This window comes from Pseudomonas sp. NPDC089743, assembly GCF_044748785.1.
Classification (GTDB): domain Bacteria; phylum Pseudomonadota; class Gammaproteobacteria; order Pseudomonadales; family Pseudomonadaceae; genus Aquipseudomonas; species Aquipseudomonas putida_X.
Genome location: NZ_JBIVGS010000003.1, coordinates 313,089 through 338,319, shown reverse-complemented (window position 1 = coordinate 338,319; position 25,231 = coordinate 313,089). Strand labels below are relative to the sequence as shown.

Annotated in this window: 28 protein-coding genes; 11 read left to right on the top strand and 17 right to left on the bottom strand. The window is 62.4% G+C overall.

All coding sequences use genetic code 11. From position 1 onward, the window contains the following. Positions 1-123: 123 nt before the first annotated feature. Positions 124-1,185 carry an LPS export ABC transporter permease LptG gene (lptG, locus tag ACIPZC_RS08400; protein WP_267818466.1) on the bottom strand — a complete coding sequence of 354 codons (1,062 nt, stop codon included), beginning with the start codon at positions 1,183-1,185 and terminating at the stop codon, positions 124-126. Continuing rightward, complete coding sequence (gene lptF / locus ACIPZC_RS08395) at positions 1,178-2,293, bottom strand: LPS export ABC transporter permease LptF (RefSeq protein ID WP_241804257.1); 1,116 nt, start codon at positions 2,291-2,293, stop codon at positions 1,178-1,180. Before lptF ends, lptG begins: the two co-directional genes overlap by 8 nt. A 289-nt stretch (positions 2,294-2,582) precedes the next feature. Here lptF and ACIPZC_RS08390 point away from each other — a divergent pair, with 289 nt between their 5' ends. The 5 genes from ACIPZC_RS08390 (at position 2,583) to rlmF (ending at position 8,996) form a co-directional block, all read left to right on the top strand. Beyond that, positions 2,583-4,076, top strand: coding sequence for a leucyl aminopeptidase (locus tag ACIPZC_RS08390; RefSeq protein ID WP_349974798.1), 1,494 nt, complete (start codon positions 2,583-2,585; stop codon positions 4,074-4,076). Between the two features lie 51 nt (positions 4,077-4,127). Further along, complete coding sequence (locus ACIPZC_RS08385; protein ID WP_241804255.1) at positions 4,128-4,556, top strand: DNA polymerase III subunit chi; 429 nt, start codon at positions 4,128-4,130, stop codon at positions 4,554-4,556. Between the two features lie 5 nt (positions 4,557-4,561). Next, entirely contained in the window at positions 4,562-4,939 is a 378-nt protein-coding gene (locus ACIPZC_RS08380) for a DNA polymerase III subunit chi (RefSeq protein ID WP_400626152.1), read from the top strand. Between the two features lie 138 nt (positions 4,940-5,077). Next, on the top strand, positions 5,078-7,924 hold the full coding sequence (locus ACIPZC_RS08375; protein ID WP_400626150.1) for a valine--tRNA ligase: 2,847 nt from the start codon (positions 5,078-5,080) through the stop codon (positions 7,922-7,924). A gap of 121 nt (positions 7,925-8,045) precedes the next feature. Then, positions 8,046-8,996 (top strand): 23S rRNA (adenine(1618)-N(6))-methyltransferase RlmF, encoded by a 951-nt coding sequence (gene rlmF, locus ACIPZC_RS08370; protein WP_267818477.1) that lies wholly within the window; start codon positions 8,046-8,048, stop codon positions 8,994-8,996. Positions 8,997-9,047: 51 nt separating this feature from the next. On the opposite strand, the gene ACIPZC_RS08365 is transcribed toward rlmF, so the two are convergent. Next, positions 9,048-9,329 (bottom strand): HU family DNA-binding protein, encoded by a 282-nt coding sequence (locus tag ACIPZC_RS08365; RefSeq protein ID WP_012316055.1) that lies wholly within the window; start codon positions 9,327-9,329, stop codon positions 9,048-9,050. 393 nt (positions 9,330-9,722) lie between these two features. Between ACIPZC_RS08365 and yejK the strand changes: the two genes are divergently transcribed. Then, entirely contained in the window at positions 9,723-10,730 is a 1,008-nt protein-coding gene (gene yejK / locus ACIPZC_RS08360; RefSeq protein ID WP_267818479.1) for a nucleoid-associated protein YejK, read from the top strand. Here the strand turns inward: yejK and ACIPZC_RS08355 are convergent, their stop codons facing one another. The 14 genes from ACIPZC_RS08355 to ACIPZC_RS08290 all read right to left on the bottom strand — a co-directional run bounded on the left by ACIPZC_RS08355 (position 10,731) and on the right by ACIPZC_RS08290 (position 21,612). Beyond that, entirely contained in the window at positions 10,731-11,018 is a 288-nt protein-coding gene (locus ACIPZC_RS08355) for a GIY-YIG nuclease family protein (protein ID WP_400626367.1), read from the bottom strand. It lies immediately after the preceding gene. A 36-nt stretch (positions 11,019-11,054) separates the two neighbouring features. Then, positions 11,055-11,525, bottom strand: a complete 471-nt coding sequence (locus tag ACIPZC_RS08350) for a nuclear transport factor 2 family protein (protein ID WP_400626147.1) — start codon at positions 11,523-11,525, stop codon at positions 11,055-11,057. Between the two features lie 102 nt (positions 11,526-11,627). Next, complete coding sequence (locus ACIPZC_RS08345) at positions 11,628-12,908, bottom strand: MFS transporter (protein WP_241804248.1); 1,281 nt, start codon at positions 12,906-12,908, stop codon at positions 11,628-11,630. Positions 12,909-12,921: 13 nt separating this feature from the next. After that, positions 12,922-13,572: a FadR/GntR family transcriptional regulator gene (locus tag ACIPZC_RS08340; RefSeq protein WP_400626144.1), complete on the bottom strand. Its 651-nt coding sequence runs from the start codon at positions 13,570-13,572 to the stop codon at positions 12,922-12,924. Positions 13,573-13,683: 111 nt separating this feature from the next. Then, positions 13,684-14,730 (bottom strand): histidinol-phosphate transaminase, encoded by a 1,047-nt coding sequence (gene hisC / locus ACIPZC_RS08335; protein WP_400626142.1) that lies wholly within the window; start codon positions 14,728-14,730, stop codon positions 13,684-13,686. A 2-nt stretch (positions 14,731-14,732) separates the two neighbouring features. Then, positions 14,733-16,058 (bottom strand): histidinol dehydrogenase, encoded by a 1,326-nt coding sequence (gene hisD / locus ACIPZC_RS08330; protein ID WP_400626140.1) that lies wholly within the window; start codon positions 16,056-16,058, stop codon positions 14,733-14,735. A gap of 126 nt (positions 16,059-16,184) precedes the next feature. Beyond that, positions 16,185-16,820 (bottom strand): ATP phosphoribosyltransferase, encoded by a 636-nt coding sequence (hisG, locus tag ACIPZC_RS08325; protein ID WP_012316063.1) that lies wholly within the window; start codon positions 16,818-16,820, stop codon positions 16,185-16,187. A 91-nt stretch (positions 16,821-16,911) separates the two neighbouring features. Continuing rightward, positions 16,912-18,177 carry a UDP-N-acetylglucosamine 1-carboxyvinyltransferase gene (gene murA, locus ACIPZC_RS08320; RefSeq protein ID WP_241804244.1) on the bottom strand — a complete coding sequence of 422 codons (1,266 nt, stop codon included), beginning with the start codon at positions 18,175-18,177 and terminating at the stop codon, positions 16,912-16,914. 23 nt (positions 18,178-18,200) lie between these two features. Next, positions 18,201-18,440 carry a BolA family protein gene (locus ACIPZC_RS08315; RefSeq protein WP_003255121.1) on the bottom strand — a complete coding sequence of 80 codons (240 nt, stop codon included), beginning with the start codon at positions 18,438-18,440 and terminating at the stop codon, positions 18,201-18,203. A gap of 118 nt (positions 18,441-18,558) precedes the next feature. Next, positions 18,559-18,861, bottom strand: coding sequence for a lipid asymmetry maintenance protein MlaB (locus ACIPZC_RS08310; protein ID WP_267818493.1), 303 nt, complete (start codon positions 18,859-18,861; stop codon positions 18,559-18,561). Then, positions 18,858-19,511 (bottom strand): phospholipid-binding protein MlaC, encoded by a 654-nt coding sequence (locus ACIPZC_RS08305; RefSeq protein WP_400626137.1) that lies wholly within the window; start codon positions 19,509-19,511, stop codon positions 18,858-18,860. The genes ACIPZC_RS08310 and ACIPZC_RS08305 overlap by 4 nt, the downstream gene beginning before the upstream one ends. A gap of 9 nt (positions 19,512-19,520) precedes the next feature. Next, positions 19,521-20,006, bottom strand: coding sequence for an outer membrane lipid asymmetry maintenance protein MlaD (gene mlaD / locus ACIPZC_RS08300; protein ID WP_241804241.1), 486 nt, complete (start codon positions 20,004-20,006; stop codon positions 19,521-19,523). Continuing rightward, the gene (mlaE, locus tag ACIPZC_RS08295; RefSeq protein ID WP_012316068.1) at positions 20,006-20,803 is read right to left on the bottom strand and encodes a lipid asymmetry maintenance ABC transporter permease subunit MlaE; all 798 of its coding nucleotides are present in this window, start codon (positions 20,801-20,803) and stop codon (positions 20,006-20,008) included. The genes mlaD and mlaE overlap by 1 nt, the downstream gene beginning before the upstream one ends. Next, entirely contained in the window at positions 20,803-21,612 is an 810-nt protein-coding gene (locus ACIPZC_RS08290) for an ATP-binding cassette domain-containing protein (RefSeq protein WP_241804240.1), read from the bottom strand. The genes mlaE and ACIPZC_RS08290 overlap by 1 nt, the downstream gene beginning before the upstream one ends. 247 nt (positions 21,613-21,859) lie before the next feature. Between ACIPZC_RS08290 and ACIPZC_RS08285 the strand changes: the two genes are divergently transcribed. Genes ACIPZC_RS08285 through lptB form a run of 5 tightly spaced genes read left to right on the top strand, consistent with a single transcriptional unit; the run spans position 21,860 to position 25,191 of the window. Continuing rightward, positions 21,860-22,834, top strand: coding sequence for an SIS domain-containing protein (locus ACIPZC_RS08285; RefSeq protein ID WP_241804239.1), 975 nt, complete (start codon positions 21,860-21,862; stop codon positions 22,832-22,834). Between the two features lie 15 nt (positions 22,835-22,849). Then, positions 22,850-23,374, top strand: coding sequence for an HAD family hydrolase (locus tag ACIPZC_RS08280; RefSeq protein WP_039604821.1), 525 nt, complete (start codon positions 22,850-22,852; stop codon positions 23,372-23,374). Positions 23,375-23,381: 7 nt separating this feature from the next. After that, positions 23,382-23,954: an LPS export ABC transporter periplasmic protein LptC gene (lptC, locus tag ACIPZC_RS08275; RefSeq protein ID WP_039604820.1), complete on the top strand. Its 573-nt coding sequence runs from the start codon at positions 23,382-23,384 to the stop codon at positions 23,952-23,954. Continuing rightward, positions 23,941-24,465 (top strand): lipopolysaccharide transport periplasmic protein LptA, encoded by a 525-nt coding sequence (lptA, locus tag ACIPZC_RS08270; protein ID WP_400626134.1) that lies wholly within the window; start codon positions 23,941-23,943, stop codon positions 24,463-24,465. Before lptC ends, lptA begins: the two co-directional genes overlap by 14 nt. Further along, the gene (lptB, locus tag ACIPZC_RS08265) at positions 24,466-25,191 is read left to right on the top strand and encodes an LPS export ABC transporter ATP-binding protein (protein ID WP_046784445.1); all 726 of its coding nucleotides are present in this window, start codon (positions 24,466-24,468) and stop codon (positions 25,189-25,191) included. Positions 25,192-25,231: the final 40 nt, after the last annotated feature.

Sequence of the window (25,231 nt, the reverse complement as noted above, 5' to 3'; positions counted from 1 at the left end):
GCCCTCACGAGATGCGCGGTATTTGTGGGAGCCGGCTTGCCGGCGATGGGCTGCATAGCAGCCCTGCTAACGCTACCTGACCGGCATCAACCTCAAGGTCGGCTTTCTCACCTCACCAGGCCATCATCCCGCCCGGCGCAGTAACCATACGCCGGCCAGCGCACACACACCGGCCGGGATCACCACCGCCAACAGCGGCGGGAAGCCGAACACCTGGCTCGAAGGGCCAAGCAGGTCGCCGGCAATGCGGAACACGAAACCCACCAGTACGCCAGTGAACACGCGTTGGCCGAGGGTCACCGAACGCAGCGGCCCGAAGATGAACGAAATCGCCATCAACACCAACGCCGCAGTCACCGCCGGCTGCAGCACCTTGGTCCAGAACGCCAGCCAGTAACGGGCATTGTTCAGGCCTTGCTCGGACAGGTAGTGGATGTAATCCCAAAGCCCGGTGATCGACAGCGACTCCGGAGCCAACACCACGGTATTGAGCAATTGTGGGGTCACTGAGACATCCCAGCGTTCTTCCGGGCTCTTCACCACTTCAGTGTGATCGCCACGGAAGTAGGTGGTACTGACATCGCTGAGTATCCAATGATCGGTCTCGTAACGTGCCCGGCGCGCGAAACTCGAGGTGACGATCTTGCGCGCTTCGTCGAAGCGGTAGCGGGTCACGCCCAGCAGCAGGCCATTGGGCTGCACCGAGTTGATATGCACGAACTCATCACCCTGACGGTGCCACATACCGCGCTTGGAGCTCTGCGCCTCACCGCCGCCCTGGGCCAGGGAACGGTCGGCCTGGGCCTTGTTCTCGCTGATCGGCGCCACGTACTCACCAATCAGCAGGCCGACCAGCATCAGCACCAGCATGGGCTTCATCACCGCCCATACGATACGCCCGATGGAAACCCCGGCGGCACGCATGATGGTCAGTTCACTGCTGCTGGCCAGGCTGCCCAGGCCGATCAGGCAGCCGATCAATGCCGCCATCGGCAACATGTCATACAGCCGGCGGGGCGCCGTGAGCAGTGTGAACCAGCCCGCGTCCATGACGGTATAGGTATCGCTCAGGTCGCTCATCTCATCGATGAATGCGAACAACGAAGCCAGGCCCAGGATGATGCCCAGCACAGCCAGGATGGCCAGCAACACGCTCTGGCCGATGTAGCGGTCGAGCTTAACCATGCGCCACCTCCGCACGACGGGCGGCACGCTTGAGGCGCAGCGGCTCCCAGTACATCAGCCCCAGACCGATGAGCAGGAACAGGGCATGCACCCACCACATGCCCAGGGCGATCGGCAGCTTGCCTTTCTCCAGAGCGCCACGTACGGAAATCAGCATCGTCAGGTAGGCCATGTACAGAAGAATCGCCGGCAGCAGCTTGAGGAAGCGGCCCTGGCGTGGATTGACCCGGGACAGCGGCACTGCCAGCAGGGTCACGATGAATACCAGGATCGGCAACGAGATGCGCCATTGCAGCTCGGCACGTTCCCGCAGCCCGGCACTGCCGATCAGTTGGGAGGTCGGAATGGCTTCACGCTCGGTCACTTCCTCGCTGACTTCAGGCTTGGGCAACAGCACGCCATAGGTGTCGTACTTGATCGCCCGGTAATTGGCCTGGCCAGGGTTGCCGTCATAGCGGTAGCCATTCTGCAGCACCAGATAGCGATTGCCGTCGGCCTGTACTTCCTGGTGGCCCTTCTCGGCTACCAGCACCGACGGTGCACGGTCCTTGGTCTTGTCCTGGCTGAAGCGCTTCTCGGAGATGAACACACCGGTGAGGTTGCTGCGGTCATCGGTCAACTGCTCGGTGTAGGTCACCCGCGAACCGTCGCGCAGGGTCTGGAAGCGGCCCGGCACCAAGGTATCGAATTCGGTCAGGGCATCCTGCTCGCCGATGATCTGCTGCACCTGGGCAACGCCCAGTGGCGCCAGGCTCAGGCTCAGCCAGGCGACTACCAAGGCGACCAGCGCCGCGGGTGCCAGGGTAAGGCCGAGCAGGCGTTGCTGGCTCATGCCAGTGGCCGACAGCACGGTCATCTCGCTTTCCAGATACAGCCGGCCATAGGCCAGAAGGATGCCGAGGAACAGCCCCAATGGCAGGATCAGTTGCAAGAAACCGGGCAGGCGGAAGCCCATGATCAGGAACAGCACGCTCGGGTCGAGCACGCCCTGGGCCGCCTGGGCCAGGTACTTGATGAAACGCCCGCTCATGATGATCACCAGCAGCACTGCGCTGACGGCGCTCAAGGTCACCAGGACCTCGCGGGAGAGATAACGAAAGACGATCAAACCAGACACTCCTGGGTTGTCAGGGGCGGACTGCCAAACAAAGGCTTACGACAGCCAAGACCAATGCCGGTTCGCCAGGGGCGAACCTCCTTGTAAAGTGCGCGCATTATCCTGTGATTGACCGCGCCTGTCACTTGGCCGCGCATCAAGGCTGACAACGGGGTTGTCAGCACGCTTGCCGCAGGCTCAAACTGGCAGCTTTTCCACTGGCGCGCGACCACGCGGCCAGGCCCGCCCAGAGCGCAAGTACACAAAGCGCCAACTGCACAGATCATTCGGGGACCCTGACATGGAACTGGTTGTAAAAAGCGTAGCTGCTGCATCCGTAAAAACTGCCACCCTGGTCGTACCGGTCGGCGAAGGGCGCAAGCTCGGCGCCGTTGCCAAAGCTGTAGACCTGGCCACCGACGGCGCCATCAGTGCCATGCTCAAGCGTGGCGACCTGGCAGGCAAGCCTGGCCAGACGCTGCTGCTGCAAAGCCTGCCTGGCCTGAAGGCCGAGCGCGTACTGCTGGTGGGCAGCGGCAAGGACGACGCCCTCGGTGACCGCGCCTGGCGCAAACTGGTCACCAGCGTTGCCGGTGTACTGAAAGGCCTCAACGGCAGCGACGCGGTGCTGGCACTGGACGACATCGCCGTCAGCAACCGTGATGCCCACTACGGCAAATATCGCCTGCTGGCCGAAACCCTGCTCGATGGCGAGTACGTGTTCGACCGCTTCAAGAGCCAGAAAGCCGAGCCACGCGCGCTGAAAAAGGTCACCCTGCTGACCGACAAGGCCGGCCTGGCCGAAGTGGAGCGGGCGGCAAGCCACGCCACCGCCATCGCCACCGGCATGGCCTTCACCCGCGACCTGGGCAACCTGCCGCCAAACCTCTGCCACCCAAGCTACCTGGCCGAGCAGGCCAAGGAACTGGGCAAGGCTCATAAAGGCCTCAAGGTCGAAATCTTCGACGAAAAGAAGATCAAGGACCTGGGCATGGGCGCGTTCTACGCGGTCGGCCAGGGCAGCGAGCAGCCGCCACGCCTGATCGTCCTGCAATACCAGGGCGCCAAGAAGAGCGACAAACCCTTCGTGCTGGTCGGTAAAGGCATCACCTTCGACACCGGCGGCATCAGCCTCAAGCCCGGCGCCGGCATGGACGAAATGAAGTACGACATGTGTGGCGCCGCCAGCGTGTTCGGCACCCTGCGCGCCGTGCTCGAACTGAAGCTACCGATCAACCTGGTGTGCATCCTGGCCTGCGCCGAGAACATGCCGAGCGGCAACGCCACCCGGCCTGGCGACATCGTCACCACCATGAGCGGGCAGACCGTTGAAATCCTCAACACCGACGCTGAAGGCCGCCTGGTGCTGTGCGATGCACTGACCTACGCCGAACGCTTCAAGCCACAAGCGGTGATCGACATCGCCACCCTGACCGGCGCGTGCATCGTGGCCCTCGGCAGCCACACTGCGGGCCTGCTGGGCAACAACGACGAGCTGATCGGCCAGTTGCTCGATGCCGGCAAGCGTGCCGACGACCGCGCCTGGCAGCTGCCGCTGTTCGATGAGTACCAGGAGCAACTGGACAGCCCGTTCGCCGACATCGCCAACATCGGTGGGCCGAAGGCCGGCACCATCACCGCCGCCTGCTTCCTGTCGCGCTTCGCCAAGGCCTACAACTGGGCGCACCTGGACATCGCCGGCACCGCCTGGGTCAGCGGGGGCAAGGACAAGGGCGCCACTGGCCGGCCGGTGCCGCTGCTGACCCAGTACCTGCTCGACCGCGCCAGCGCCTGATGCCGTGAGGCCGGTGATGCCCCATGGCGTCACCGGCCGACGGAGCGAACCATGAGTAAAGTCGATTTCTACATCCTGCCCACCGACTCGCTGTCGGCACGGCTGGATTTCGCCTGCAAGCTGTGCGAGAAGGCATGGCGCCTCGGGCACCGGGTCTACCTGCATTGCCAGGATGCCGAACAGCGCAGCGAGCTGGACCAACGCCTGTGGCAGTTCAAAGGCGAAGCGTTCGTACCCCACGACCTGGCAGAGGCCCACGCTGACGCCACCGTGGCCTTGGGTTTGGCCGACAACGCCGGCGAGCACCGGGATCTGCTGATAAACCTGGGCGCTGCTGTGCCCGGCTTTGTCGGGCAATTCGAGCGGGTTGCCGAAATCGTCGTCGAGCAAGCGGATATCCGCCAATCGGCCCGCGAACGATTCCGTTTCTACCGCGAACAGGGCTATGCTCTGCAAGACCACCGCTTACAGCGACTTTGACGACGATGGACAAGCCTTCCGCCCTACCCGATTCCGCCCACCTGCTTGACGACCTCGAGTCGATTCGCCAGCTGCTGGGCGACGCCGACCTGCAACCACCGCTGCTCACCGAGACGGTGGAGCAGATTCCGCTGCTGCTCGATACCCCGGCCGGCAACACCCTGCCAGCACCTGAGGCGGCTGCCGCACCGGCCGAAGCGGACCCCGAAGAAAACCCGCAGACCCGCCGCCAGGACACCCTGCTGCACCTGGAAGCCGAGCTGCGCGCCGCAGCGCAATTGATCATGCAGGACGTGATCAACGACTTCACCCCGCATATCGAAACCGAGATCAAGCGCCGGCTCGATGCGCGTATCGAGCGGCTGATCAAGCGCTCTGAGTAAGCCCTACCAAACGCGGCGGATTCTTCGCGGGTTTACCCCGTGAAGAGTGCCCATAGGTCTTGCAGCTTGTCGCTTGAAGCTCGCAGCTCCGTTATACTTCCCGGCTTTCCCGAATAAATGCACAGGGTCCCGCCGCGCATGGATAAGACCTACCAGCCGCACGCCATCGAAACTTCCTGGTACAACACCTGGGAGTCCGAGAACTATTTCGCTCCACAAGGTGCAGGTGAGTCCTACACCATCATGATCCCGCCACCGAACGTGACGGGCAGCCTGCACATGGGCCACGGTTTCAACAACGCGATCATGGACGCCCTGATCCGTTTCCGTCGCATGCAAGGCCGCGACACCCTGTGGCAGCCAGGTACCGACCACGCCGGTATCGCCACCCAGATGCTGGTCGAGCGCCAGCTCGAAGCCAAGGGCCAGAACCGTCACGACCTCGGCCGTGAAGCCTTCCTGGACAAGGTCTGGGAATGGAAAGAGCAGTCCGGCGGTAATATCAGCCGGCAGATCCGTCGCCTGGGCTCGTCGGTGGACTGGAGCCGCGAACGCTTCACCATGGATGACGGCCTGTCCGAAGCGGTCAAGGAAGCCTTCGTACGCCTGCATGAAGACGGCCTGATCTACCGTGGCAAGCGCCTGGTCAACTGGGACACCAAGCTGCACACGGCCATCTCCGACCTCGAAGTGGAAAACCATGACGAGAAAGGCCACCTGTGGAACCTGCGTTACCCGCTGGCCGACGGCGCCAGGACTGCCGATGGCCAGGATTACCTGGTGGTCGCCACCACTCGCCCGGAAACCCTGCTGGGCGATGCGGCGGTCGCGGTCAACCCGAACGATGAGCGCTACCAGGCCCTGATCGGCAAGTTCGTCGAATTGCCGCTGGTCGGCCGCCGCATCCCGATCATCGCCGATGACTACTGCGACCCCGAGTTCGGCACAGGCTGCGTGAAGATCACCCCGGCCCACGACTTCAATGACTATGAAGTCGGCAAGCGCCACAACCTGCCGCTGCTCAACATCTTCGACAAGAACGCCCTGGTGCTGCCCGCCGCCCAGGCCTTCAACCTCGATGGCAGCGTCAATGAGCAGGCGGACAGCCGCCTGCCCGCCCAGTACGCAGGCCTGGACCGGTTCGTCGCGCGCAAGCAGATCGTCGCCGACCTGGACGCTCAGGGCCTGCTGGTCAGCATCGACGACCATGCACTGAAAGTACCGAAAGGCGACCGCTCCGGCACCATCATCGAGCCGTGGCTGACCGACCAGTGGTACGTTTCCACCAAGCCGCTGGCCGAACCTGCGATTGCCGCCGTTGAAGATGGCCGCATCCAGTTCGTGCCCAAGCAGTACGAAAACATGTATTTCTCCTGGATGCGCGACATCCAGGATTGGTGCATCAGCCGTCAGCTGTGGTGGGGCCACCGGATCCCGGCGTGGTACGACGAGGCCGGCCAGGTCTATGTCGGCCGCAACGAAGCCGAAGTGCGCACCAAGCACAACCTGGGCGCCGACGTGGTACTGCGCCAGGACGACGACGTGCTCGACACCTGGTTCAGCTCGGGCCTGTGGACCTTCTCCACCCTGGGCTGGCCGGAACAGACCGAATTCCTCAAGAAATTCCACTCCACCGACGTGCTGGTCACTGGCTTTGACATCATCTTCTTCTGGGTTGCCCGGATGATCATGCTGACCATGCACCTGATCAAGAACGAGGATGGCACCCCGCAGGTCCCGTTCAAGACCGTGTATGTGCACGGCCTGGTACGTGACGGCCAGGGCCAGAAGATGTCCAAGTCCAAGGGCAACGTGCTCGACCCACTGGACATCGTTGACGGCATCACCCTGGACGCCCTGCTGGAAAAACGCACCAGCGGCATGATGCAGCCCAAGCTGGCCGAGAAAATCGCCAAGCAGACCAAAGCCGAGTTCCCCGAAGGCATCGCCAGCTACGGCACCGACGCCCTGCGCTTCACCTTCTGCTCGCTGGCCTCCACTGGCCGCGACATCAAGTTCGACATGGGCCGCGTCGAGGGCTATCGCAACTTCTGCAACAAGATCTGGAACGCCGCCCGCTATGTGCTGGACAAAGGCGAGGACTGCGGGCAGAACGGCGAAGCCTGCGAGCTGTCGCTTGCCGACCGCTGGATCATCTCGCAGCTGCAACGCACCGAAGCCGAAGTGACCCGCCAGCTCGAGCAGTTCCGTTTCGACCTGGCCAGCCAAGCCCTGTACGAGTTCATCTGGAACCAGTACTGCGACTGGTACCTGGAGCTGTCCAAGCCGGTACTGTGGGACGAAAACGCTCCGGTAGAGCGCGCCCGCGGCACCCGTCGCACCTTGGTGCGCGTGCTGGAAGTGGCGCTGCGCCTGGCTCATCCGTTCATGCCGTTCATCACCGAAGAAATCTGGCAGCGCATCGCGCCGCTGGCAGGCATCAACGGCAAGACCATCATGCTGCAGCCGTGGCCAGTGGCCAACGAAAGCCGCATCGATGCCGCCGCCGAAGGCGATATCGAATGGCTCAAGGAACTGATGGTCGGCCTGCGTAACATCCGCGCCGAAATGAACATCGGCCCGGGCAAGCCCCTGCCACTGTTCCTGAAGAACGCCAACGCCGACGACCAGCGCCGCCTGCAGGAAAACGAAGCCCTGCTCAAGAAGCTGGCCAAGGTCGAGTCGTTCACCGTGCTCGGCGAGGCCGAAGAAGCGCCGCTGTCGGCCACCGCACTGGTGGGCGATCTGCAGGTGCTGGTACCGATGGCAGGCCTGATCGACAAGGACGCCGAGCTGGCTCGCCTGAACAAGGAAATCCAGCGCCTGCAAGGTGAAGTGCAACGCGTCGGCGGCAAGCTGTCGAATGCTGCCTTCGTCGACAAGGCACCGCCTGCGGTGATCGAGAAGGAGCGCGCCAAACTGGCAGAGGCCGAGCAAGCCCTGGCCAACTTCACCGAACAGCATGCGCGGATCGCTGCGCTGTAACCTAAAGTGAAGCCATCGCGGGCTGCTTTGGCAGCCCATCGCCGGCATGCCGGCTCCAACACGTACAGTGGTGTACCTGGGGGAGCCGGCTTGCCGGCGATGCTTTTTCAGGACACCCACCATGACCCAGAAACCCACCCTGCACCCGCGCAACCGCCATCAGGGGCGCTACGACTTCCCCAGCCTGATCAAGGCCCACCCGGACCTGGCTCGTTTCACCATCACCAACCCTCACGGTAAACCCAGCATCGACTTCGCCAACCCCGAAGCCGTGCGGGTGTTCAACCGCGCCTTGCTCAAGGCCCAGTACGGCATCCAGCACTGGGACATTCCCGCCGATTACCTGTGCCCGCCGATACCGGGCCGCGCCGACTACATTCACGTCGCCGCCGACCTGCTGGCCGAGGACAACGCAGGTGAAGTGCCCAAAGGCGCTCAGGTGCGCGCCCTGGACATTGGCGTGGGTGCCAACTGCATCTACCCGCTGCTCGGCCACAGCGATTACCGCTGGCGCTTCCTTGGCTCGGACATCGACCCTGTGGCACTGGCCTCGGCCAAGGCCATCGTTCAGGCCAACACGCTGAGCAAGGCCATCGCACTGCGCCAACAGAACGATCCCAAGCTCATTCTCGGTGGCCTGCTGGAGGAAGACGAACGCTTCGACCTGACCTTGTGCAACCCGCCCTTCCACGCCTCCCGCGACGAAGCCACCCGCGGTAGCCAGCGCAAGTGGAAGAACCTCGGTAAACAGGACCCCAAGCGCAAGCTGCCCGTGCTCAACTTCGGCGGGCAGAACAACGAGCTGTGGTGTGAAGGTGGCGAGATCCGTTTCGTCAGCCAGCTGGTTGGCGAAAGCGTGCAGTACGCCTTGCAGGTATTGTGGTTCACCAGCCTGGTGTCCAAGGCCAGCAACCTGCCGGGCATCGAAGCGGCGCTGAAAAAAGCCGGGGCCAAGGCCGTACGCATCGTTGAGATGGGCCAGGGGCAGAAACAAAGCCGTATGGTTGCGTGGAGCTTCCACGACCATGGCCAACGCCAGGCCTGGAATGCCCGACGCAAATCACAGGCATGAAAAAACCGCGCCCGGGCAAGCCGGGCGCGGTTTCGTCAATGCATCAACGAATTACTTGTTGATAGCGTCGGTCAGCGACTTGGCCGGCACGAACTTGACGACTTTCTTGGCAGCGATTTCGATGGCGGCGCCAGTCGAAGGGTTGCGGCCGGTACGGGCAGGACGCTCGGAGACTTTCAGCTTGCCGATGCCTGGCAGAGTGATTTCAGCGCCGTTTTCCAGCTGGTCGGCAACGATCTGGCCCAGTTGCTCCAGAGCGTTTTTGGCGGTGGCTTTCGGCTGAGCGATCGACTCGGCGATATCGGCAATCAGTTGGTCTTTGGTCAATGCCATGGTGGTGTTCCTTCCCTATCAAATTCAGTGGTTATGCAGCGCTCTACGACGTTATCGGGCCAGCCCCTGAAGTCTGGAGGGCCGCGCCAATCGGGCATGTAGATGCACAAATCGGCGTTTGGTTCGACACGGCGCAAGTGCGCTGCCAGCAATGCGCCACCCGAGGTGCGCAAGACCGCGCAAAGCTACCACAGGAATGGATAAATATCCGCTGCTCGCTTCAATTTAGTGCAGGTTTTTCGGGGGTTTTAGCCAAATTCGCTAAAAATTGAACAAAAAAACAACAACCGGCATTTCTGCCAACATCCGGCCACTGCATCACCTGCCGTCTGCGGTAAACTTCCCCACTTTTGCAGCGCGGCGCCTGGCCGCCCACGACTGACCGAGAATTCCATGCCAATCCGTCATTGCATCGTTCACCTGATCGACAAGAAGCCCGATGGCAGCCCCGCCGTGCTCCACGCACGGGATACCGAGCTGGGTGCATCGGACGCTATCGAAAACCTGCTGGCCGACCTCAACGACAGCTACAACGCCAAGCAGGGCAAAGCCTGGGGCTTCTTCCACGGTGAATCCGGCGCCTACCCGCTGAGCGGCTGGCTCAAGCAGTACCTGGAAGAAGAAAAGGACTTTGCCGCCTTCAGCCGCGTTGCCGTTGAGCATCTGCAAAAACTGATGGAAGAATCCAACCTGTCCACTGGCGGCCACATCCTGTTCGCCCACTACCAGCAAGGCATGACCGACTACCTGGCCATCGCTCTGCTGCACCACAGCGAAGGCGTGGCGGTGAATGCCGAGCTGGATGTGACGCCTTCGCGGCACCTGGACCTGGGCCAATTGCACCTGGCGGCACGTATCAACTTGTCGGAGTGGAAGAACAACCAGAACTCCAAGCAGTACATCTCGTTCATCAAGGGCAAGAATGGCAAGAAGGTTTCGGATTACTTCCGTGACTTCATCGGCTGTCAGGAAGGCGTCGACGGCCCAGGCGAAACCCGTACCCTGCTCAAGGCGTTCAGCGACTTCGTTGAAAGCGAGGACCTGCCGGAAGAAGCCGCACGCGAAAAGACCCAGACCCTGGTCGACTACGCCACCACCCAGACCAAACTAGGCGAGCCAGTAACCCTGGAAGAGCTGTCCAGCCTGATCGACGAAGACCGCCCCAAGGCCTTCTACGACCATATCCGCAACAAGGACTACGGCCTGTCGCCAGAGATCCCGGCGGACAAACGTACCCTCAATCAGTTCCGCCGCTTCACCGGGCGTGCCGAAGGCCTGTCGATCAGCTTCGAAGCGCATCTGCTGGGGGACAAGGTGGAGTATGACGAGGCGGCGGGTACACTGATCATCAAAGGCCTGCCGACGCAGCTGGTCGACCAGCTCAAGCGCCGCAAGGACTGATCAACCGTTGGCATAGGAGGCGACCAACGCCTCCTTGGCTGCTTTGCGCAACTTCTTCACCAGGCGCTCCTGGCGCAATGCCTCGCCCTTGTCGGGCCATTGCTCGACGTAGACCAGCGCCTGTGCCGGGCTGGTCTTGAAATACCGCGCCCCCTGCCCCTTCTGATGCGCCACGAAACGCCGCTGCGGATCATCACTGACGCCGCAGTACAGCGAACCATTGGCAGCCCGCACCAGGTAGACATACCAAGGTTTGCAGATGGGTTTTTCCGATACGTCGCTCACGATGCTTGTGCCTGGCTGCGAAGCGCACAGCTTAACCGCTCACTTCGCCTGCTGAAACGCACGCAGCCCTTTGAATGCCTGCTGGCGCACTTTGTTCTGCAGCATGGGCGACCACCCCAGCAACACACCGGGGGCACCCAACGCCTGACGCGACCAGCGCCACAGGTCGAAGCTGTCATCGTGCTGGCAGATCAACCCGTCGCGGATAACGAAGCGCGCCTGAATATCGTTGACCACGGTACGGCCAGTCTGGCTGAACAGGTACGTCGCCACCCAATGTGCGCAGGCGCTGCGCTCGTCTGCACGGACATGGTCGAATGTCAGAGAGAAATCCTTGGCCCGTGTGGTGAGCATCCGCCACATGTCACCGGCATCACGGCCGCACAGGGTACCGAAAACCGGGTCACTGAAGACGATGTCCTCGCTGTAGCAAGCCACCATCGCTTCAGCGTCCAGGCGCTGGAAAGCTTGATAGAAGCGGGTGATCAGGTCACGGTTGGCGTCGCTCATGGGCAGGCCCGTCCTGGGAATGGAAAGCTGCACGATAATCTGTGGGCAGCGGCAATGCCATGCCCATTTGCAACGTGAATGCAGGCTGGATCACTGCACACCTCAAAGCCTTTCGCTGCTCACGTTGACATGCCGCGCCCGCCCCGCCCCAAGGCCGAACACGATGGCACCCACGCCCAGCACGGCAAAGATCCAGCCCACGGCGGCCCAGCCGCCCGTCATGTCATGCACCAACCCCACGGCAAAGGGGCCCATCGAGGCAAGGGTGTAGCCCACGCCCTGAGCCATGCTCGACAGGTTGGCCGCCACGTGGGCGTCTTTGGAGCGCAGCACGATCAGCGTCAGCGCCAAGGCAAACGTACCGCCCTGCCCCAGCCCCAGCAGCACTGCCCAGCCCCACAGGCCAGACAGCGGCGCATACAGGCAACCGAACAGGCCGGCGAGGGTGATGAGCATGACCAGCACGATTGCCAACCGCTGGTCTTTGCCCCGTGTGGCCAGCCAGGGCGCACTCAGCGAGCTGACCAGTTGCACGATCACCGAACCGGAGAGCACCAGGCCCGCCTCGGTCGGGCTCAGGCCACGGCCGATGAGGATAGACGGCAACCAGCCGAACACGATGTACGCCAGCGATGACTGCAGGCCCATGTACAGGGTTACCTGCCAGGCCAGCGGATCACGCCATAGCCCTTTCACCCGGTAAGCCACCTTGTGCATGCCGTGCCCTTGGCGCGCCTGGGGCAACCAGACCAGCATGGCCAGCAATGCCGGGATCATCCAGAACCCCAGGCCCAAGGCCCAACTGCCATGCAAATGCTCGGTCAGCGGTACCGTGGCGCCTGCCGCCATGGCTGCGCCCAGGCAAAGGGCCATGGTGTAGACCCCCGTCAAGGTGCCGGCGTGGCTGGGAAAATCACGCTTGACGATACCAGGCAACAGCACGCCGATGATGCCAATGCTGGCGCCGGCCATGATGCTGCCAAGAAATACCCCGGTGGTACCCAACGCACTGCGCAGCACGATGCCCAGCGCCAGCGTCAGCAAGATGCCGAGGATCACCCGCTCGCTGCCCCAGCGCCGCGCAAGCAGCGGTGCAAGGGGCGCGAACAGCCCCAGGCAGAGCACTGGCAGGGTCGTCAGCAGCCCCGCTTCAGAGGCACTGAGGCCAAGGCTTTCACTGACCAGGCCAAGTACCGGGGCCATGCTGGACAGCGCCGGGCGCAGGTTCAAGGCAACCAGTACCAGGCCCAACAACAGCAACCAGGGCCGCTGCAGTACCACGGGCTGGCCCTGCACTTGCGCATCATCGGCTTCGGCATCGATCAGCAGTTCATCCAGCTCGCGCTCGCGGGCAGGTGTGTCACGGGTCATTGGTTCAGCCATGGCCTTCTCGTGGTCAGGATTCGATGAGGGTCCGGCTCAGGCACTTGGCCCGCTCCGGATCGCGTTGTTCGATGGCGTCGAGGATCTGCCCATGCAGATCGAAGGTGGCCTGGCAGCGCGGGACAGTGGCCATGTTGTGCTGCAACGCGGCAGCCACGACACCCGAGAAATAGCGGTACAGCTCGCTTAGGGCCGGGTTGTGTGCAGCGTCGATAAGGCGTTGGTGAAACGCCAGGTCGCAACTGACGTAAGCATCCACATCACCATGAAAATGTTCGGCGCTGCCTTTCAACGCGATGCGCAGGGCACGCAAGTCGTCGTCGGTGCGGCGCAGTGCTGCCAAGCCTATCGCCTCGGTTTCCAGGATGTGCCGCGTTTCCCTCGCCTGTTCCAGCGTGCAGCGCGACATTGCCTGGACCGCCTGCAGTGGGTCCAGGCAAGTACGCAGGTAACTGCCATCGCCCTGGCGGATTTCCACCAGGCCACTGAAGGCCAGCACGCGCATGGCCTCACGCACGGTATTGCGGCTGATGCCCAATTCCAGGGCCAGCTCCGGCTCGGTCGGCAAGCGCTGCCCTACCCGCCAGTCACCTTGGAGAATGCGCTCACGCATGCGCTCCACCGCGAGCTCGACCAAGGATCGCTTGGCCAATTCATTGCCCATGCTATTCAACCAATCATCCGACGAATTTGCGTATGTTAAGCCAGCGTGGATAGCAGATCAAATCAGCGCGCCGGCCAAACCAAAGGGGCCGCAGTGCGGCCCCTTTGGGTATCAGCTCAACGCGTCGATCAGCGCCTGGTTCATGTCTGGCGTACCGATGGTGATACGCAGGAACTGAGCAATCCGCTGTTGCTTGAAGTGGCGCACAATCACACCTTGCTCACGCAGGCGCGCCGCCAGCTGCGCCGCATCCTCCTGCGGGTGGCGGGCGAAGATGAAGTTGGCTGCCGATGGCAGTACCTCGAAGCCCTTGGCAGTCAACTGTTCAACCAGTGCCTCACGGCTTTCGATCACCTTGCGGCAGGTGTCTTCGAAGTACGCCTGGTCCTCGAACGCTGCAGCAGCGCCGACGATCGCCATGCGGTCCAGCGGGTAGGAGTTGAAGCTGTTCTTGATCCGCTCCAGCGCCTCGATGAGGTCTGGGTGCCCTACCGCCAGGCCGACCCGCAGGCCGGCCAGCGAGCGCGACTTGGACAAGGTCTGGGTCACCAGCAGGTTGTCGTAGCGGTTAACCAGGCTGATCGCCGTCTGGCCACCAAAGTCGATATAGGCTTCATCCACCACCACCACCGAGTCGCGGTTGGCCTGCAACAACTGCTCGATTGCCTGCAGCGGCAACAGGCAACCAGTCGGCGCATTCGGGTTGGGGAAGATGATCCCGGCATTGGGCTTTTGGTAGTCCTCGACACGGATCTGGAACTGGTCATCCAGCGCCACAGGCTCGAACGGGATGCCATACAGGCCGCAGTACACGGGGTAAAAGCTGTAGCTGATGTCCGGGAACAACAGCGGGCCGCCGTGCTGGAACAGGCCGTGGAAAATGTGCGCCAGCACCTCGTCCGAGCCGTTGCCCACGAACACCTGCCCAGTGGTAACGCTGTAATACTCGGCCACCGCCTGCTTGAGCCGGTCACCATTGGGGTCCGGGTACAAGCGCAGGTTGTCGTTCAGCTCGCCGCGCATGGCTTCCAGGGCCTTGGGCGATGGGCCATAGGGGTTTTCGTTGGTGTTGAGCTTGACCAACCGGGCCAGCTTGGGCTGCTCACCGGGGACGTAAGGCACCAGGTCCTTGACGAAGGGGCTCCAGAATCGACTCATGCTCAGTTCCCCTTGTCTTGGGTCAGGATACGGTATTCGGCGCTGCGGGCGTGGGCGGTCAGGGACTCGCCACGGGCCAGGACCGAGGCGGTGTGGCCCAGCTCGGAAGCGCCCTGCTCGGAGCAGAAGATGATCGACGAACGCTTCTGGAAGTCATAAACACCCAGTGGCGACGAGAAACGCGCGGTACCGGACGTCGGCAGCACATGGTTGGGGCCGGCGCAGTAGTCGCCGAGCGCCTCGCTGGTGTGACGGCCCATGAAGATAGCGCCGGCGTGACGGATCTGCCCCAGCCAGGCCTGCGGATCGGCGACCGACAGTTCCAGGTGTTCAGGGGCGATACGATTGGCCACCTCGATGGCTTGCTGCATGTCGCGCACCTGGATCAACGCGCCCCGGCCATTGATCGATTTCTCGATGATCTCGGCGCGTTCCATGGTTGGCATCAGCTTGTCGATACTGGCGGCCACACGGTCGAGGAACCCGGCATCCGGGCTGACCAGGATGGCCTGGGCGTCTTCGTCGTGTTCGGCCTGGGAGAACAGGTCCATGGCGATCCAGTCGGGGTCCGTCTGGCCGTCGCACACCACGAGGATTTCCGAAGGGCCGGCGATCATGTCGATACCAACCTGGCCAAATACGTGACGCTTGGCGGTGGCCACGTAGATGTTGCCTGGGCCGACGATCTTGTCCACCTGGGGCACGCTCTCGGTGCCATAGGCCAGGGCCGCGACTGCTTGAGCACCACCCACGGTGAACACGCGGTCGACACCCGCAATGCAGGCAGCAGCCAGTACCAGCTCGTTGACTTCACCGCGCGGCGTCGGCACCACCATGACCACTTCAGCCACACCCGCGACCTTGGCCGGAATGGCGTTCATCAGTACCGACGAGGGGTAGGACGCTTTACCGCCAGGTACATACAAGCCGGCGCGATCGAGCGGGGTCACCTTCTGGCCCAATACGGTACCGTCGGCCTCGGTGTACTGCCAGGAGTCCTGCTTCTGCCGCTCGTGGTAGATACGCACGCGCTCGGCGGCTTTCTCAAGGGCTGTACGCTGGGCGTCGGTAATGCGGGTCAGGGCCAGCTCCAGGCGCTCGCGACCCAGGATCAGGTCATCGATGCTGTTGGCGGCAACGCCGTCGAAACGCTGGGTAAACTCCACCAGCGCCGCATCGCCGCGCTCACGCACGGCCTTGATGATGTCGAGCACGCGCTGGTTGACCGCGTCATCGGACACACTTTCCCAGCTCAGCAGATGATCCAGATGTCGGGCGAAATCCGGATCAGCGGCGTTGAGACGGGCAATTGCAGTGGACACGGTCATGGCGAGGGCCTCGATTATTAGCGAATGCTCAGGCGCCCTAGGCTACCAGTCCATCCGCGCGGGCACCCGAGAAAAGTGGCTATGACGCGGATAGACGGGCGCGACAGCAGAGGTCGCGCGTTCGAGTCAGCCGCGGTGTCGCGATTCGACAGCTTGACGCAGGGTGTCGATCAGGCTCTGGATGCGGGCGTGCTGCATCTTCATGGACGCCTTGTTGACCACCAGGCGCGAGCTGATCGTGGCGATCAGGTCCTGGGGCTCCAGGCCGTTGGCGCGCAGCGTGTTGCCGGTGTCGACGACGTCGATGATCTTGTCGGCGAGATTGATCAGCGGCGCCAGCTCCATCGAACCGTACAGCTTGATGATGTCGACCTGGCGACCTTGCTCGGCGTAATAGCGCTTGGCTACGTTGACGAACTTGGTAGCAACGCGCAGGCGGCCCTTGGGCTCGGGCGCGCCGACCACGCCTGCGGTCATCAGCTTGCAGCGGGCGATCTGCAGGTCCAGCGGCTCATACAAGCCCTGGCCGCCGTACTCCATCAGCACGTCCTTGCCCGCCACACCGAGGTCGGCGGCACCATGCTCGACGTAAGTCGGCACGTCGGTGGCGCGCACGATCAGCAGCCGTACGTCGTCCTGGGTGGTGGGAATGATCAGCTTGCGGCTCTTGTCCGGATTCTCGGTCGGCACGATACCGGCCTCGGCCAGCAACGGCAGGGTATCGTCGAGGATGCGGCCTTTGGAAAGCGCGATGGTCAACATTGGAACGTCGGTCCTTAAGCGGCTACAACCGGCCCGGTCATCGACCCGGCCGTGTTCAATTCAATGGGCGCATCCTTGCGCCGACGAGGCATTAGCCCGGTACGCGACGGATCTTCGCACCCAGCATCTGCAGTTTCTCTTCGATGCACTCGTAACCACGGTCGATGTGATAAATGCGATCGATCAGGGTATCGCCTTCGGCGACCAGCGCTGACAGCACCAGGCTGGCAGAAGCACGCAGGTCGGTGGCCATGACCGGGGCACCCTTGAGTGCCGGCACGCCGGTCACGATGGCGGTATTGCCCTCGACCTGGATCTGCGCGCCCATGCGGTGCATTTCGTACACGTGCATGAAGCGGTTCTCGAAGATCGTCTCGATGACCGCGCCGGTGCCTTCGGCGATGGCGTTGAGCGAGATGAACTGCGCCTGCATGTCGGTCGGGAACGCCGGGTACGGGGCGGTACGCAGGTTGACGGCTTTGGGCCGCTTGCCATGCATATTCAGCTCGATCCAGTCCTCGCCGGTGGTCAGGTCGGCACCGGCTTCCTTGAGCTTTTCCAGTACGGCTTCAAGGATGGTCGGGTCGGTGTCCTTGACCTTGACACGGCCACCGGTGACGGCCGCAGCGACCAGGTAAGTACCGGTCTCGATACGGTCGGGCATCACGCGGTAGTTGGCCGAATGCAAACGCTCGACGCCATCGATGGTGATGGTGTCGGTGCCAGCGCCTTGCACTTTGCCGCCCATGGCGTTGATGAAGTTGGCCAGGTCGACCACCTCCGGCTCGCGTGCGGCGTTCTGCAGCACACTGCGGCCCTTGGCCAGGGCAGCAGCCATCATGATGTTTTCGGTACCGGTCACGCTGACGGTATCGAAGAAGAAGTGCGCGCCGCGCAGGCCACCCTCAGGTGCCTTGGCCTTGATATAGCCGCCTTCGACTTCGATCTTGGCACCCATGGCCTCCAGGCCGCGAATGTGCAGGTCGACCGGCCGCGAACCAATGGCGCAACCGCCTGGCAGGGCTACTTCGGCCTCGCCGAACCGGGCAACCATCGGGCCAAGCACCAGGATCGAAGCGCGCATGGTCTTGACCAGCTCGTACGGCGCGACCAGGGTCTTGATGGTACGTGGGTCGATTTCCACCGCCAGCTTTTCGTCGATCACAGGCTCGATGCCCATGCGGCCGAACAGCTCGATCATGGTGGTGATGTCGTGCAGGTGTGGCAGGTTGCCCACGGTGACCGGGCCGTCAGCCAGCAGGGTCGCCGCCAGAATCGGCAGGGCCGCGTTCTTCGCGCCCGAAATGCGGATCTCGCCGTCAAGGCGAGCGCCGCCAGTAATAATCAGTTTGTCCATTGGAGTCTCGCCGCCAAGTTGGCTCAGGTGCGCTCAGCCCAGGCTGCGCTGCTGAAAAATTTCATGGTTACTGCATGGATGCTACCGTTGGCGATCCAGGGATTAAGGTGAGCATAGATCGCCTGCTGACGCTTGACCGGGCTCAGGCCAGCCAACTCGTCGCTGATCACGTTCAACTGGAAGTTGCAGCCTTCGCCTTCAACTTCGACCCGGGATCCCGGCAATTTTTCTTCAAGGAAGCTCTTAACTTCTACGGCCTGCATGCTCAACCTCAATCGGCGCCCGATGCGCACGGGTCGGCCATCATACAAAAAAGCCCCTCGCCTGCGAAGCCCACCGAGGGCGTGCGCTGACCGAGGGGCCTCCATCAGTGGCAAGCCATCAGCTCGCCAGCACTTCATCGAGGTCATACACCTCGGCGATTTCCCGCATGTCGTCGGGCATCCCGCGTACCTCACAGGCCTTGCCGCCGGCTTGGCCATCGCGGATGAACGCCAGGAGCAGCGACAGGCCGACACTGGAAGATTTTTCCACCGCGGTGCAATCGATGATAAGGCGTGGCTCGCGGGAAGCCTCGATCAACGCCTTGCCTTGCTTGCGCAAGGCGGGGCCGCTGCGGTAATCCAGTACACCGACCAGGCGCAACACGCCCGGCTCGGCCATGCTCACGCCACCCTCACTCATTTAACGGCCTTTTCGGTCGAAGAGTCGGCAGCTTCCTTGGCCTTGGCCACTTCGCCGGCCCAGCCGTCGATGGTCTTGTCCAGGTCGTTGCCGTTGCGCTGCATGGCGTCGGCGAACTGGTCGCGGAACAGCTTGCCGATGTTGATACCGTTGACGATGACGTTACGTACCTTCCACTCGCCACCGTGGTTTTCCAGGGTGTACTGCACCGGGTATACGGCGCCGTTGTTGCCAGTCACCTTCATGCCAACGCTGGCACGCTTGCCGTTATCGGCCTGGGCCGGGTCGACGGTAATGCCCTGGTTGTTGTACTCCAGCAGGGCGTTGCCATAGAACTGCATCAGGCTGCGCTTGAAGTTTTCCTGAAAGCGCTGCATCTGCTCAGGCGTGGCCTTGCGCGAGTACTTCACGGTCATGATGCTTTTCGAGATGCCGTCGGCATCGACCACCGGGCCCAGGATGCGATTGAGCGCATCGTAGAAGGCCTGCGGGTTGGACTTGTACTGCTCCTTGTTGGATTTGAGGTCACCCAGCAATTCGTTGGTCGTGCCCTGCACCACCTCGTGCGGAGACTGCCCGGGCGCTGCCAATGCCAGCAGAGGGAAGGCCGCCAGCAGGACCAGCAGGCCACGTCGCAGGATCGAAATCATGGAAACTCCTTAATTAGCCGGTTGTGCTTCTTTCGGTTCCTTGCTCACGGTGTTGAGCAGGAACTTGCCAATCAGATCTTCCAGCACCAGCGCCGACTGGGTGTCATGGATGGTTGCGCCATCCTTGAGCACCTCTTCCTCGCCGCCGACACTGATACCGATGTATTTCTCGCCAAGCAGACCGGCGGTCAGGATCGAAGCAGTGGAGTCTGTCGGCAGGTTGTCGACTTTGCTGTCCAACTGCAGGGTCACCCGGCCAGTGTAGGAATCACGGTCCAGATCGATGGCGGTGACCTTGCCGATCGTCACACCCGCCATGGTCACTTTAGCTCTGACCGTCAAACCGGCGATATTGTCGAAGTAGGCGTAAACTTTGTAGGTATCGCTGCTCGGGCTGGCCGATAGCCCGCTGACACGCAGGGCCAGCAGCAGCAACGCCAGGATCCCGGCCAAAAGGAACAGGCCGACACCGATTTCCAGGGTGCGGTTTTGCATCAGAAATCTCCAAACATCAAGGCGGTCAGAATAAAGTCCAGACCCAGGACAGCCAACGAGGCATAAACCACGGTCTTGGTGGTGGCACGGCTGATCCCTTCTGAGGTGGGCTCGCAGTCATACCCTTGGAATACGGCGATCCAGGTCGTGACGAAAGCGAACACCAGGCTCTTGACCAGCCCGTTGAGCACGTCATCGGTAAAGGAAACGCTGTTCTGCATGTTGGCCCAGAACGAGCCTTCGTAGACGCCCAGCCAGTCCACAGCGACCCACGAGCCGCCCCAGATGCCGACCACGCTGAAGATCAGCGCCAGCAGCGGCAACGAAATGAAACCGGCCCAAAGGCGCGGCGCAACGATGTACTTGAGCGGGTCGACACCAATCATTTCGAGGCTCGACAGCTGCTCGGTGGACTTCATGTTGCCGATTTCGGCGGTCAGCGCCGAACCTGCCCGGCCGGCGAACAGCAAGGCAGTGACCACCGGCCCCAGCTCGCGCAGCAGGGTCAGGGCGACCATCTGCCCCACCGCCTGCTCCGAACCGTACTTGGTCAGAATGCTGTAACCCTGCAGTGCCAGCACCATGCCGATGAACACACCGGACACCGCGACGATCGCCAGCGACAGCACGCCCACCGAGTACAGCTGCTTGGTCAGCAGCTGGAAGCCGCCGCCGATGCCGCCACGACCGACCAGTGCATGGAACAGGAACAGGCAGGAACGCCCGAGCACGGCCAACACGTCGATCGCCGAGCGGCCGAACAGGCGGATACGTTCAAGCAAGGATTTTCTGCGCATCAACGCGCCCCCAACAAATCGGCGCGGTAGTCTGGCGCAGGGAAATGGAATGGCACAGGGCCGTCCGGATCGCCCTTCATGAACTGGCGAATGCGTGGATTGTCCGAGCCCATCAGCTCATCGGGCGTACCCTGGCCCAGTACCTGGCCGTCACCGACCACGTAGATGTAGTCGGCGATGCTGGCGGTTTCGGCCAGGTCGTGGGATACCACGATGCTGGTGATACCCAGCGCGTCATTGAGCAATCGGATCAGGCGCACCAGTACCCCCATGGCGATCGGGTCCTGGCCGACGAACGGCTCGTCATACATGAGTATCTGCGGATCGAGCGCAATCGCCCGGGCCAACGCCACGCGCCGCTTCATGCCACCGGACAGTTCGTCGGGCATCAGATCGATGGCACCGCGCAAACCCACGGCCTGCAGTTTCATCAACACGATGTCGCGGATCATCTCGTCCGACAACTGGGTGTGCACGCGCAGCGGGAAAGCGACGTTCTCGAACACATCGAGGTCGGTGAACAGGGCACCGCTCTGGAACAGTACGCCCATCTGCTTGCGCGCATCGAACAGGTCGCTGCGCGACAGGCTCGGCAGGTTCTGCCCGGCGACCCAGACTTCACCAACGGACGGACGCAACTGCGCGCCCATCAGGCGCAGCAGCGTGGTCTTGCCGCACCCGGACGGCCCCATGATGCCGGTGACCTTGCCACGCGGAATGCGTATGTCGACATTGCTGAAAATGCTGCGCGAACCGCGCTTGAAGGTGACGCCCTTCAACTCGACCGCGTAGGCGCTATCCACACTCATCTAGACTCCTTGCTAGTACAGCCATGTCCTAATGGACGCCGGCCCTCATCGTGAAGACACACGCGCCCCCGGCGGGCCGAATAGCGGCGAACTATAGCACCGCTGACAGGGTGGCCCCAAGGCCATGGCGCGAGTCGTTCAGGCCAGCGACAGGCTACGACGTCTTTTCATTGCACAATCGAAAGGGTGAGGCTTTCTTCCATTGCGGCTATAATCGCCGCCTTTTCATCAGGCATTGCTTTTCGACATGAGCCAATCCAGTGAGCTGATCCAGTCCGCCCAGCGCACCCTGCGCCTGGAAATCGAGGCCGTACAAGGTTTGACGGCCAGCATCGATGCCAACTTCGTCAAGGCCTGCGAGCTGATCCTGGCGAGCAAGGGCCGCGTCGTTGTGGTCGGCATGGGCAAGTCTGGGCACATCGGCAACAAGATCGCCGCGACCCTGGCCAGCACCGGCACGCCGGCGTTTTTCGTGCATCCTGCCGAAGCCAGCCATGGCGACATGGGCATGATCACCCGTGGCGACGTCATCCTGGCCCTGTCCAACTCCGGCAGCACCGCCGAAATCGTCACCTTGCTGCCGCTGATCAAGCGCCTGGGCATCCAGCTCATCAGCATGACCGGCAACCCCGACTCGCCACTGGCCCAGGCCGCCGAGGTCAACCTCGACGCGCGTGTCGCCCATGAGGCGTGCCCGCTGAACCTGGCGCCCACCTCATCGACCACCGCAGCACTGGTGCTGGGCGACGCCCTGGCCATCGCCCTGCTCGAAGCGCGCGGGTTTACCGCAGAAGATTTCGCCTTCTCGCACCCCGGTGGCGCGCTGGGCCGTCGCCTGCTGCTCAAGGTCGAGAACGTCATGCACGCGGGCGCCGACCTGCCTCAGGTACAACGTGGCACGCTGCTCAAGGACGCCCTCCTCGAAATGTCCCGCAAAGGCCTGGGCATGACCGTGGTCGCCGAAGCCAACGGCCAGCTGGCCGGCATCTTCACCGACGGTGACCTGCGCCGCAGCCTGGACCGCAACATCGACGTGCACACCACTCTGATCGACCAGGTCATGACCGTGCACGGCAAGACAGCCCGCGCCGAGATGCTCGCCGCCGAAGCACTGAAGATCATGGAAGACCACAAGATCAGCGCCCTGGTGGTGGTGGACAAGGACGACCGCCCGGTCGGTGCCCTGAACATGCACGACCTGCTGCGCGCAGGCGTGATGTAAATGAGAACGACGCAAATGACCCAGAACCTGATGCAGCGCGGCAAGGCCATCAAGCTTGCCGTATTCGATGTGGACGGCGTGCTCACCGATGGCCGCCTTTATTTCCTCGAAGATGGCAGCGAATTCAAGACGTTCAACACGCTCGACGGCCAAGGCATCAAGATGCTGATGGCATCGGGCGTGACCACGGCGATCATCAGCGGGCGTAAGACCCCGGTGGTCGAGCGTCGCGCGAAAAACCTCGGCATTCCCCACCTGTTCCAGGGCCGCGAGGACAAACTGGTGGTACTCGACGGCCTGCTCGCCGAACTGGGCCTAAGCTATGAGCAGGTCGCGTACCTGGGCGATGACCTGCCAGACCTGCCAGTCATTCGCAAGGTCGGCCTGGGTATCGCCGTGGCCAACGCCGCACCCTTCGTCCGCCAGCACGCCGACGGCGTGACCCAGGCACGCGGTGGCGAGGGTGCCGCTCGCGAGTTCTGCGAGCTTATCATGCAGGCCCAGGGCACCCTGGACGCTGCCAACGCCAACTACCTGTAGGTTGCCCATGTTCAGCAAGAAAGCCCGCAATATTGCGCTGCTCGCGGTGATCGCCGCCCTGCTGGCGGCAATAGGCTACTGGAATGTCAGCCCCGAGAGCTTCCTCGACAAGCCGGTAGCTCAGGTCGACGAAAGCGCGATCGACTATTATGCGATCAACGCCCACAGCGTGCAGTTCTTGCCAGATGGCAAGCTGCAGTACGAAATGACCGCCGACAAGGTCGAACACCTCAAGGCCACCGAGGTCACACTGGTGACCACGCCCGACCTGCACATGTACCGGGGCACCGAATACCCCTGGCACATCCAGAGCGTGCGCGCCGAGGTCAACCCGGACGGCACCGAGGTCGAGCTGATCGACAAGGTGCGCGTGGCCCGCACCGATGAGAAGCAGCGTGAAACCATCATTACCAGCTCACGCATGACCGTGTTCCCGCAGAAGCAATATGCGCAGACCGAGCAAGCCGTTAGAATCGACGGCGCCGGTGGCACAACTACGGGCAAAGGAATGAAAGCGTATTTGAAAGAAGGCAGGATGGACCTGCTCTCTAACGTAAGAGGACAGTATGAGGCTCGTTAAAACCCTCCCCCTTTTGCTCAGCCTGAGCGCAGCACTGGGAAGCGCGAGCGCCTTCGCCCTGCCGACCGACCGTGACCAGCCTATCCGCATCCAGGCCGACAACGCGCACCTGGACGACAAGCAAGGCGTAGCCACCTACACCGGTGACGTGATCATCACTCAGGGCTCGATGATGATCAAAGGTAATACCGTAACCATGACTCGCGCCGCCAACGGTGACATCGACGTGGTCACTTCGGTGGGCAACCTGGCTTATTTCGAGCAGCAACAGAGCGCTGCAAAGCCCGAGAAGATGAAAGGCTGGGCCGTGACCATCCAGTATCAGGCGCAGAAGGACACAGTGATTCTGACCGACCGCGCCAAGGTCGAAAACGAAGGCAACACCACCGAAGGCGAAAAGATCGTCTACAACACCAAGTCCCAGGTTGCGACCGCCGGTCGCGGCGGCAACGTGACCCAGCCACGTCAGCGCATCGACATGGTGATCCAGCCGAAGAAGAAGGCCGAGTAAATGGCAACCCTCAAAGCCCAGCACCTGGCCAAGAGCTACAAAGGGCGTCAAGTCGTGCGTGACGTCAGCCTGTCTATCGACAGCGGTCAGATCGTCGGCCTGCTAGGCCCCAACGGCGCCGGCAAGACCACCTGCTTCTACATGATCGTCGGCCTGGTACAGGCCGACCAGGGGCGCGTCCTCATCGACAACCTGGATGTCAGCCACCAGCCCATGCATGGGCGTGCACGCGCCGGCATCGGCTACCTGCCGCAGGAAGCCTCGATCTTCCGCAAGCTGTCGGTGGCCGACAACATCATGGCCATCCTCGAAACCCGCAAGGAACTCGACCGCGAGGGTCGTCGCAAGGAGCTGGAGAGCCTGCTGCAGGAGTTCCACATCAGCCACATCCGCGACAACCTCGGCATGAGCCTGTCCGGCGGCGAGCGTCGCCGTGTCGAGATCGCACGCGCCCTGGCGACAGCCCCCAAGTTCATCCTGCTGGACGAACCCTTCGCTGGCGTCGACCCGATTTCGGTCGGTGACATCAAGCAGATCATCCACCACCTCAAGGCCAAGGGTATCGGTGTACTGATCACCGACCACAACGTGCGTGAAACCCTGGATATCTGCGAAACCGCCTACATCGTCAACGACGGGCAACTGATCGCCGAGGGCGACGCGCAGACCATCCTGGCCAACGAACTGGTCAAGGAAGTTTACCTGGGTCACGAGTTCCGGCTCTGATTCAGGACGCGCCTGGAGCACTGATTTAGCGCCTTGAATG

Bases quoted from the DNA above. Each gene is read 5' to 3' on its own strand.
- lptG (WP_267818466.1), bottom strand. From the start codon at position 1,185: ATGGTTAAGCTCGACCGCTACATCGGCCAGAGCGTGTTGCTGGCCATC.
- ACIPZC_RS08390 (WP_349974798.1), top strand. From the start codon at position 2,583: ATGGAACTGGTTGTAAAAAGCGTAGCTGCTGCATCCGTAAAAACTGCC.
- ACIPZC_RS08385 (WP_241804255.1), top strand. From the start codon at position 4,128: ATGAGTAAAGTCGATTTCTACATCCTGCCCACCGACTCGCTGTCGGCA.
- ACIPZC_RS08380 (WP_400626152.1), top strand. From the start codon at position 4,562: ATGGACAAGCCTTCCGCCCTACCCGATTCCGCCCACCTGCTTGACGAC.
- ACIPZC_RS08375 (WP_400626150.1), top strand. From the start codon at position 5,078: ATGGATAAGACCTACCAGCCGCACGCCATCGAAACTTCCTGGTACAAC.
- rlmF (WP_267818477.1), top strand. From the start codon at position 8,046: ATGACCCAGAAACCCACCCTGCACCCGCGCAACCGCCATCAGGGGCGC.
- ACIPZC_RS08365 (WP_012316055.1), bottom strand. From the start codon at position 9,329: ATGGCATTGACCAAAGACCAACTGATTGCCGATATCGCCGAGTCGATC.
- yejK (WP_267818479.1), top strand. From the start codon at position 9,723: ATGCCAATCCGTCATTGCATCGTTCACCTGATCGACAAGAAGCCCGAT.
- ACIPZC_RS08350 (WP_400626147.1), bottom strand. From the start codon at position 11,525: ATGAGCGACGCCAACCGTGACCTGATCACCCGCTTCTATCAAGCTTTC.
- ACIPZC_RS08345 (WP_241804248.1), bottom strand. From the start codon at position 12,908: ATGGCTGAACCAATGACCCGTGACACACCTGCCCGCGAGCGCGAGCTG.
- ACIPZC_RS08340 (WP_400626144.1), bottom strand. From the start codon at position 13,572: ATGGGCAATGAATTGGCCAAGCGATCCTTGGTCGAGCTCGCGGTGGAG.
- hisC (WP_400626142.1), bottom strand. From the start codon at position 14,730: ATGAGTCGATTCTGGAGCCCCTTCGTCAAGGACCTGGTGCCTTACGTC.
- hisD (WP_400626140.1), bottom strand. From the start codon at position 16,058: ATGACCGTGTCCACTGCAATTGCCCGTCTCAACGCCGCTGATCCGGAT.
- hisG (WP_012316063.1), bottom strand. From the start codon at position 16,820: ATGTTGACCATCGCGCTTTCCAAAGGCCGCATCCTCGACGATACCCTG.
- murA (WP_241804244.1), bottom strand. From the start codon at position 18,177: ATGGACAAACTGATTATTACTGGCGGCGCTCGCCTTGACGGCGAGATC.
- ACIPZC_RS08315 (WP_003255121.1), bottom strand. From the start codon at position 18,440: ATGCAGGCCGTAGAAGTTAAGAGCTTCCTTGAAGAAAAATTGCCGGGA.
- ACIPZC_RS08310 (WP_267818493.1), bottom strand. From the start codon at position 18,861: ATGAGTGAGGGTGGCGTGAGCATGGCCGAGCCGGGCGTGTTGCGCCTG.
- ACIPZC_RS08305 (WP_400626137.1), bottom strand. From the start codon at position 19,511: ATGATTTCGATCCTGCGACGTGGCCTGCTGGTCCTGCTGGCGGCCTTC.
- mlaD (WP_241804241.1), bottom strand. From the start codon at position 20,006: ATGCAAAACCGCACCCTGGAAATCGGTGTCGGCCTGTTCCTTTTGGCC.
- mlaE (WP_012316068.1), bottom strand. From the start codon at position 20,803: ATGCGCAGAAAATCCTTGCTTGAACGTATCCGCCTGTTCGGCCGCTCG.
- ACIPZC_RS08290 (WP_241804240.1), bottom strand. From the start codon at position 21,612: ATGAGTGTGGATAGCGCCTACGCGGTCGAGTTGAAGGGCGTCACCTTC.
- ACIPZC_RS08285 (WP_241804239.1), top strand. From the start codon at position 21,860: ATGAGCCAATCCAGTGAGCTGATCCAGTCCGCCCAGCGCACCCTGCGC.
- ACIPZC_RS08280 (WP_039604821.1), top strand. From the start codon at position 22,850: ATGACCCAGAACCTGATGCAGCGCGGCAAGGCCATCAAGCTTGCCGTA.
- lptC (WP_039604820.1), top strand. From the start codon at position 23,382: ATGTTCAGCAAGAAAGCCCGCAATATTGCGCTGCTCGCGGTGATCGCC.
- lptA (WP_400626134.1), top strand. From the start codon at position 23,941: ATGAGGCTCGTTAAAACCCTCCCCCTTTTGCTCAGCCTGAGCGCAGCA.
- lptB (WP_046784445.1), top strand. From the start codon at position 24,466: ATGGCAACCCTCAAAGCCCAGCACCTGGCCAAGAGCTACAAAGGGCGT.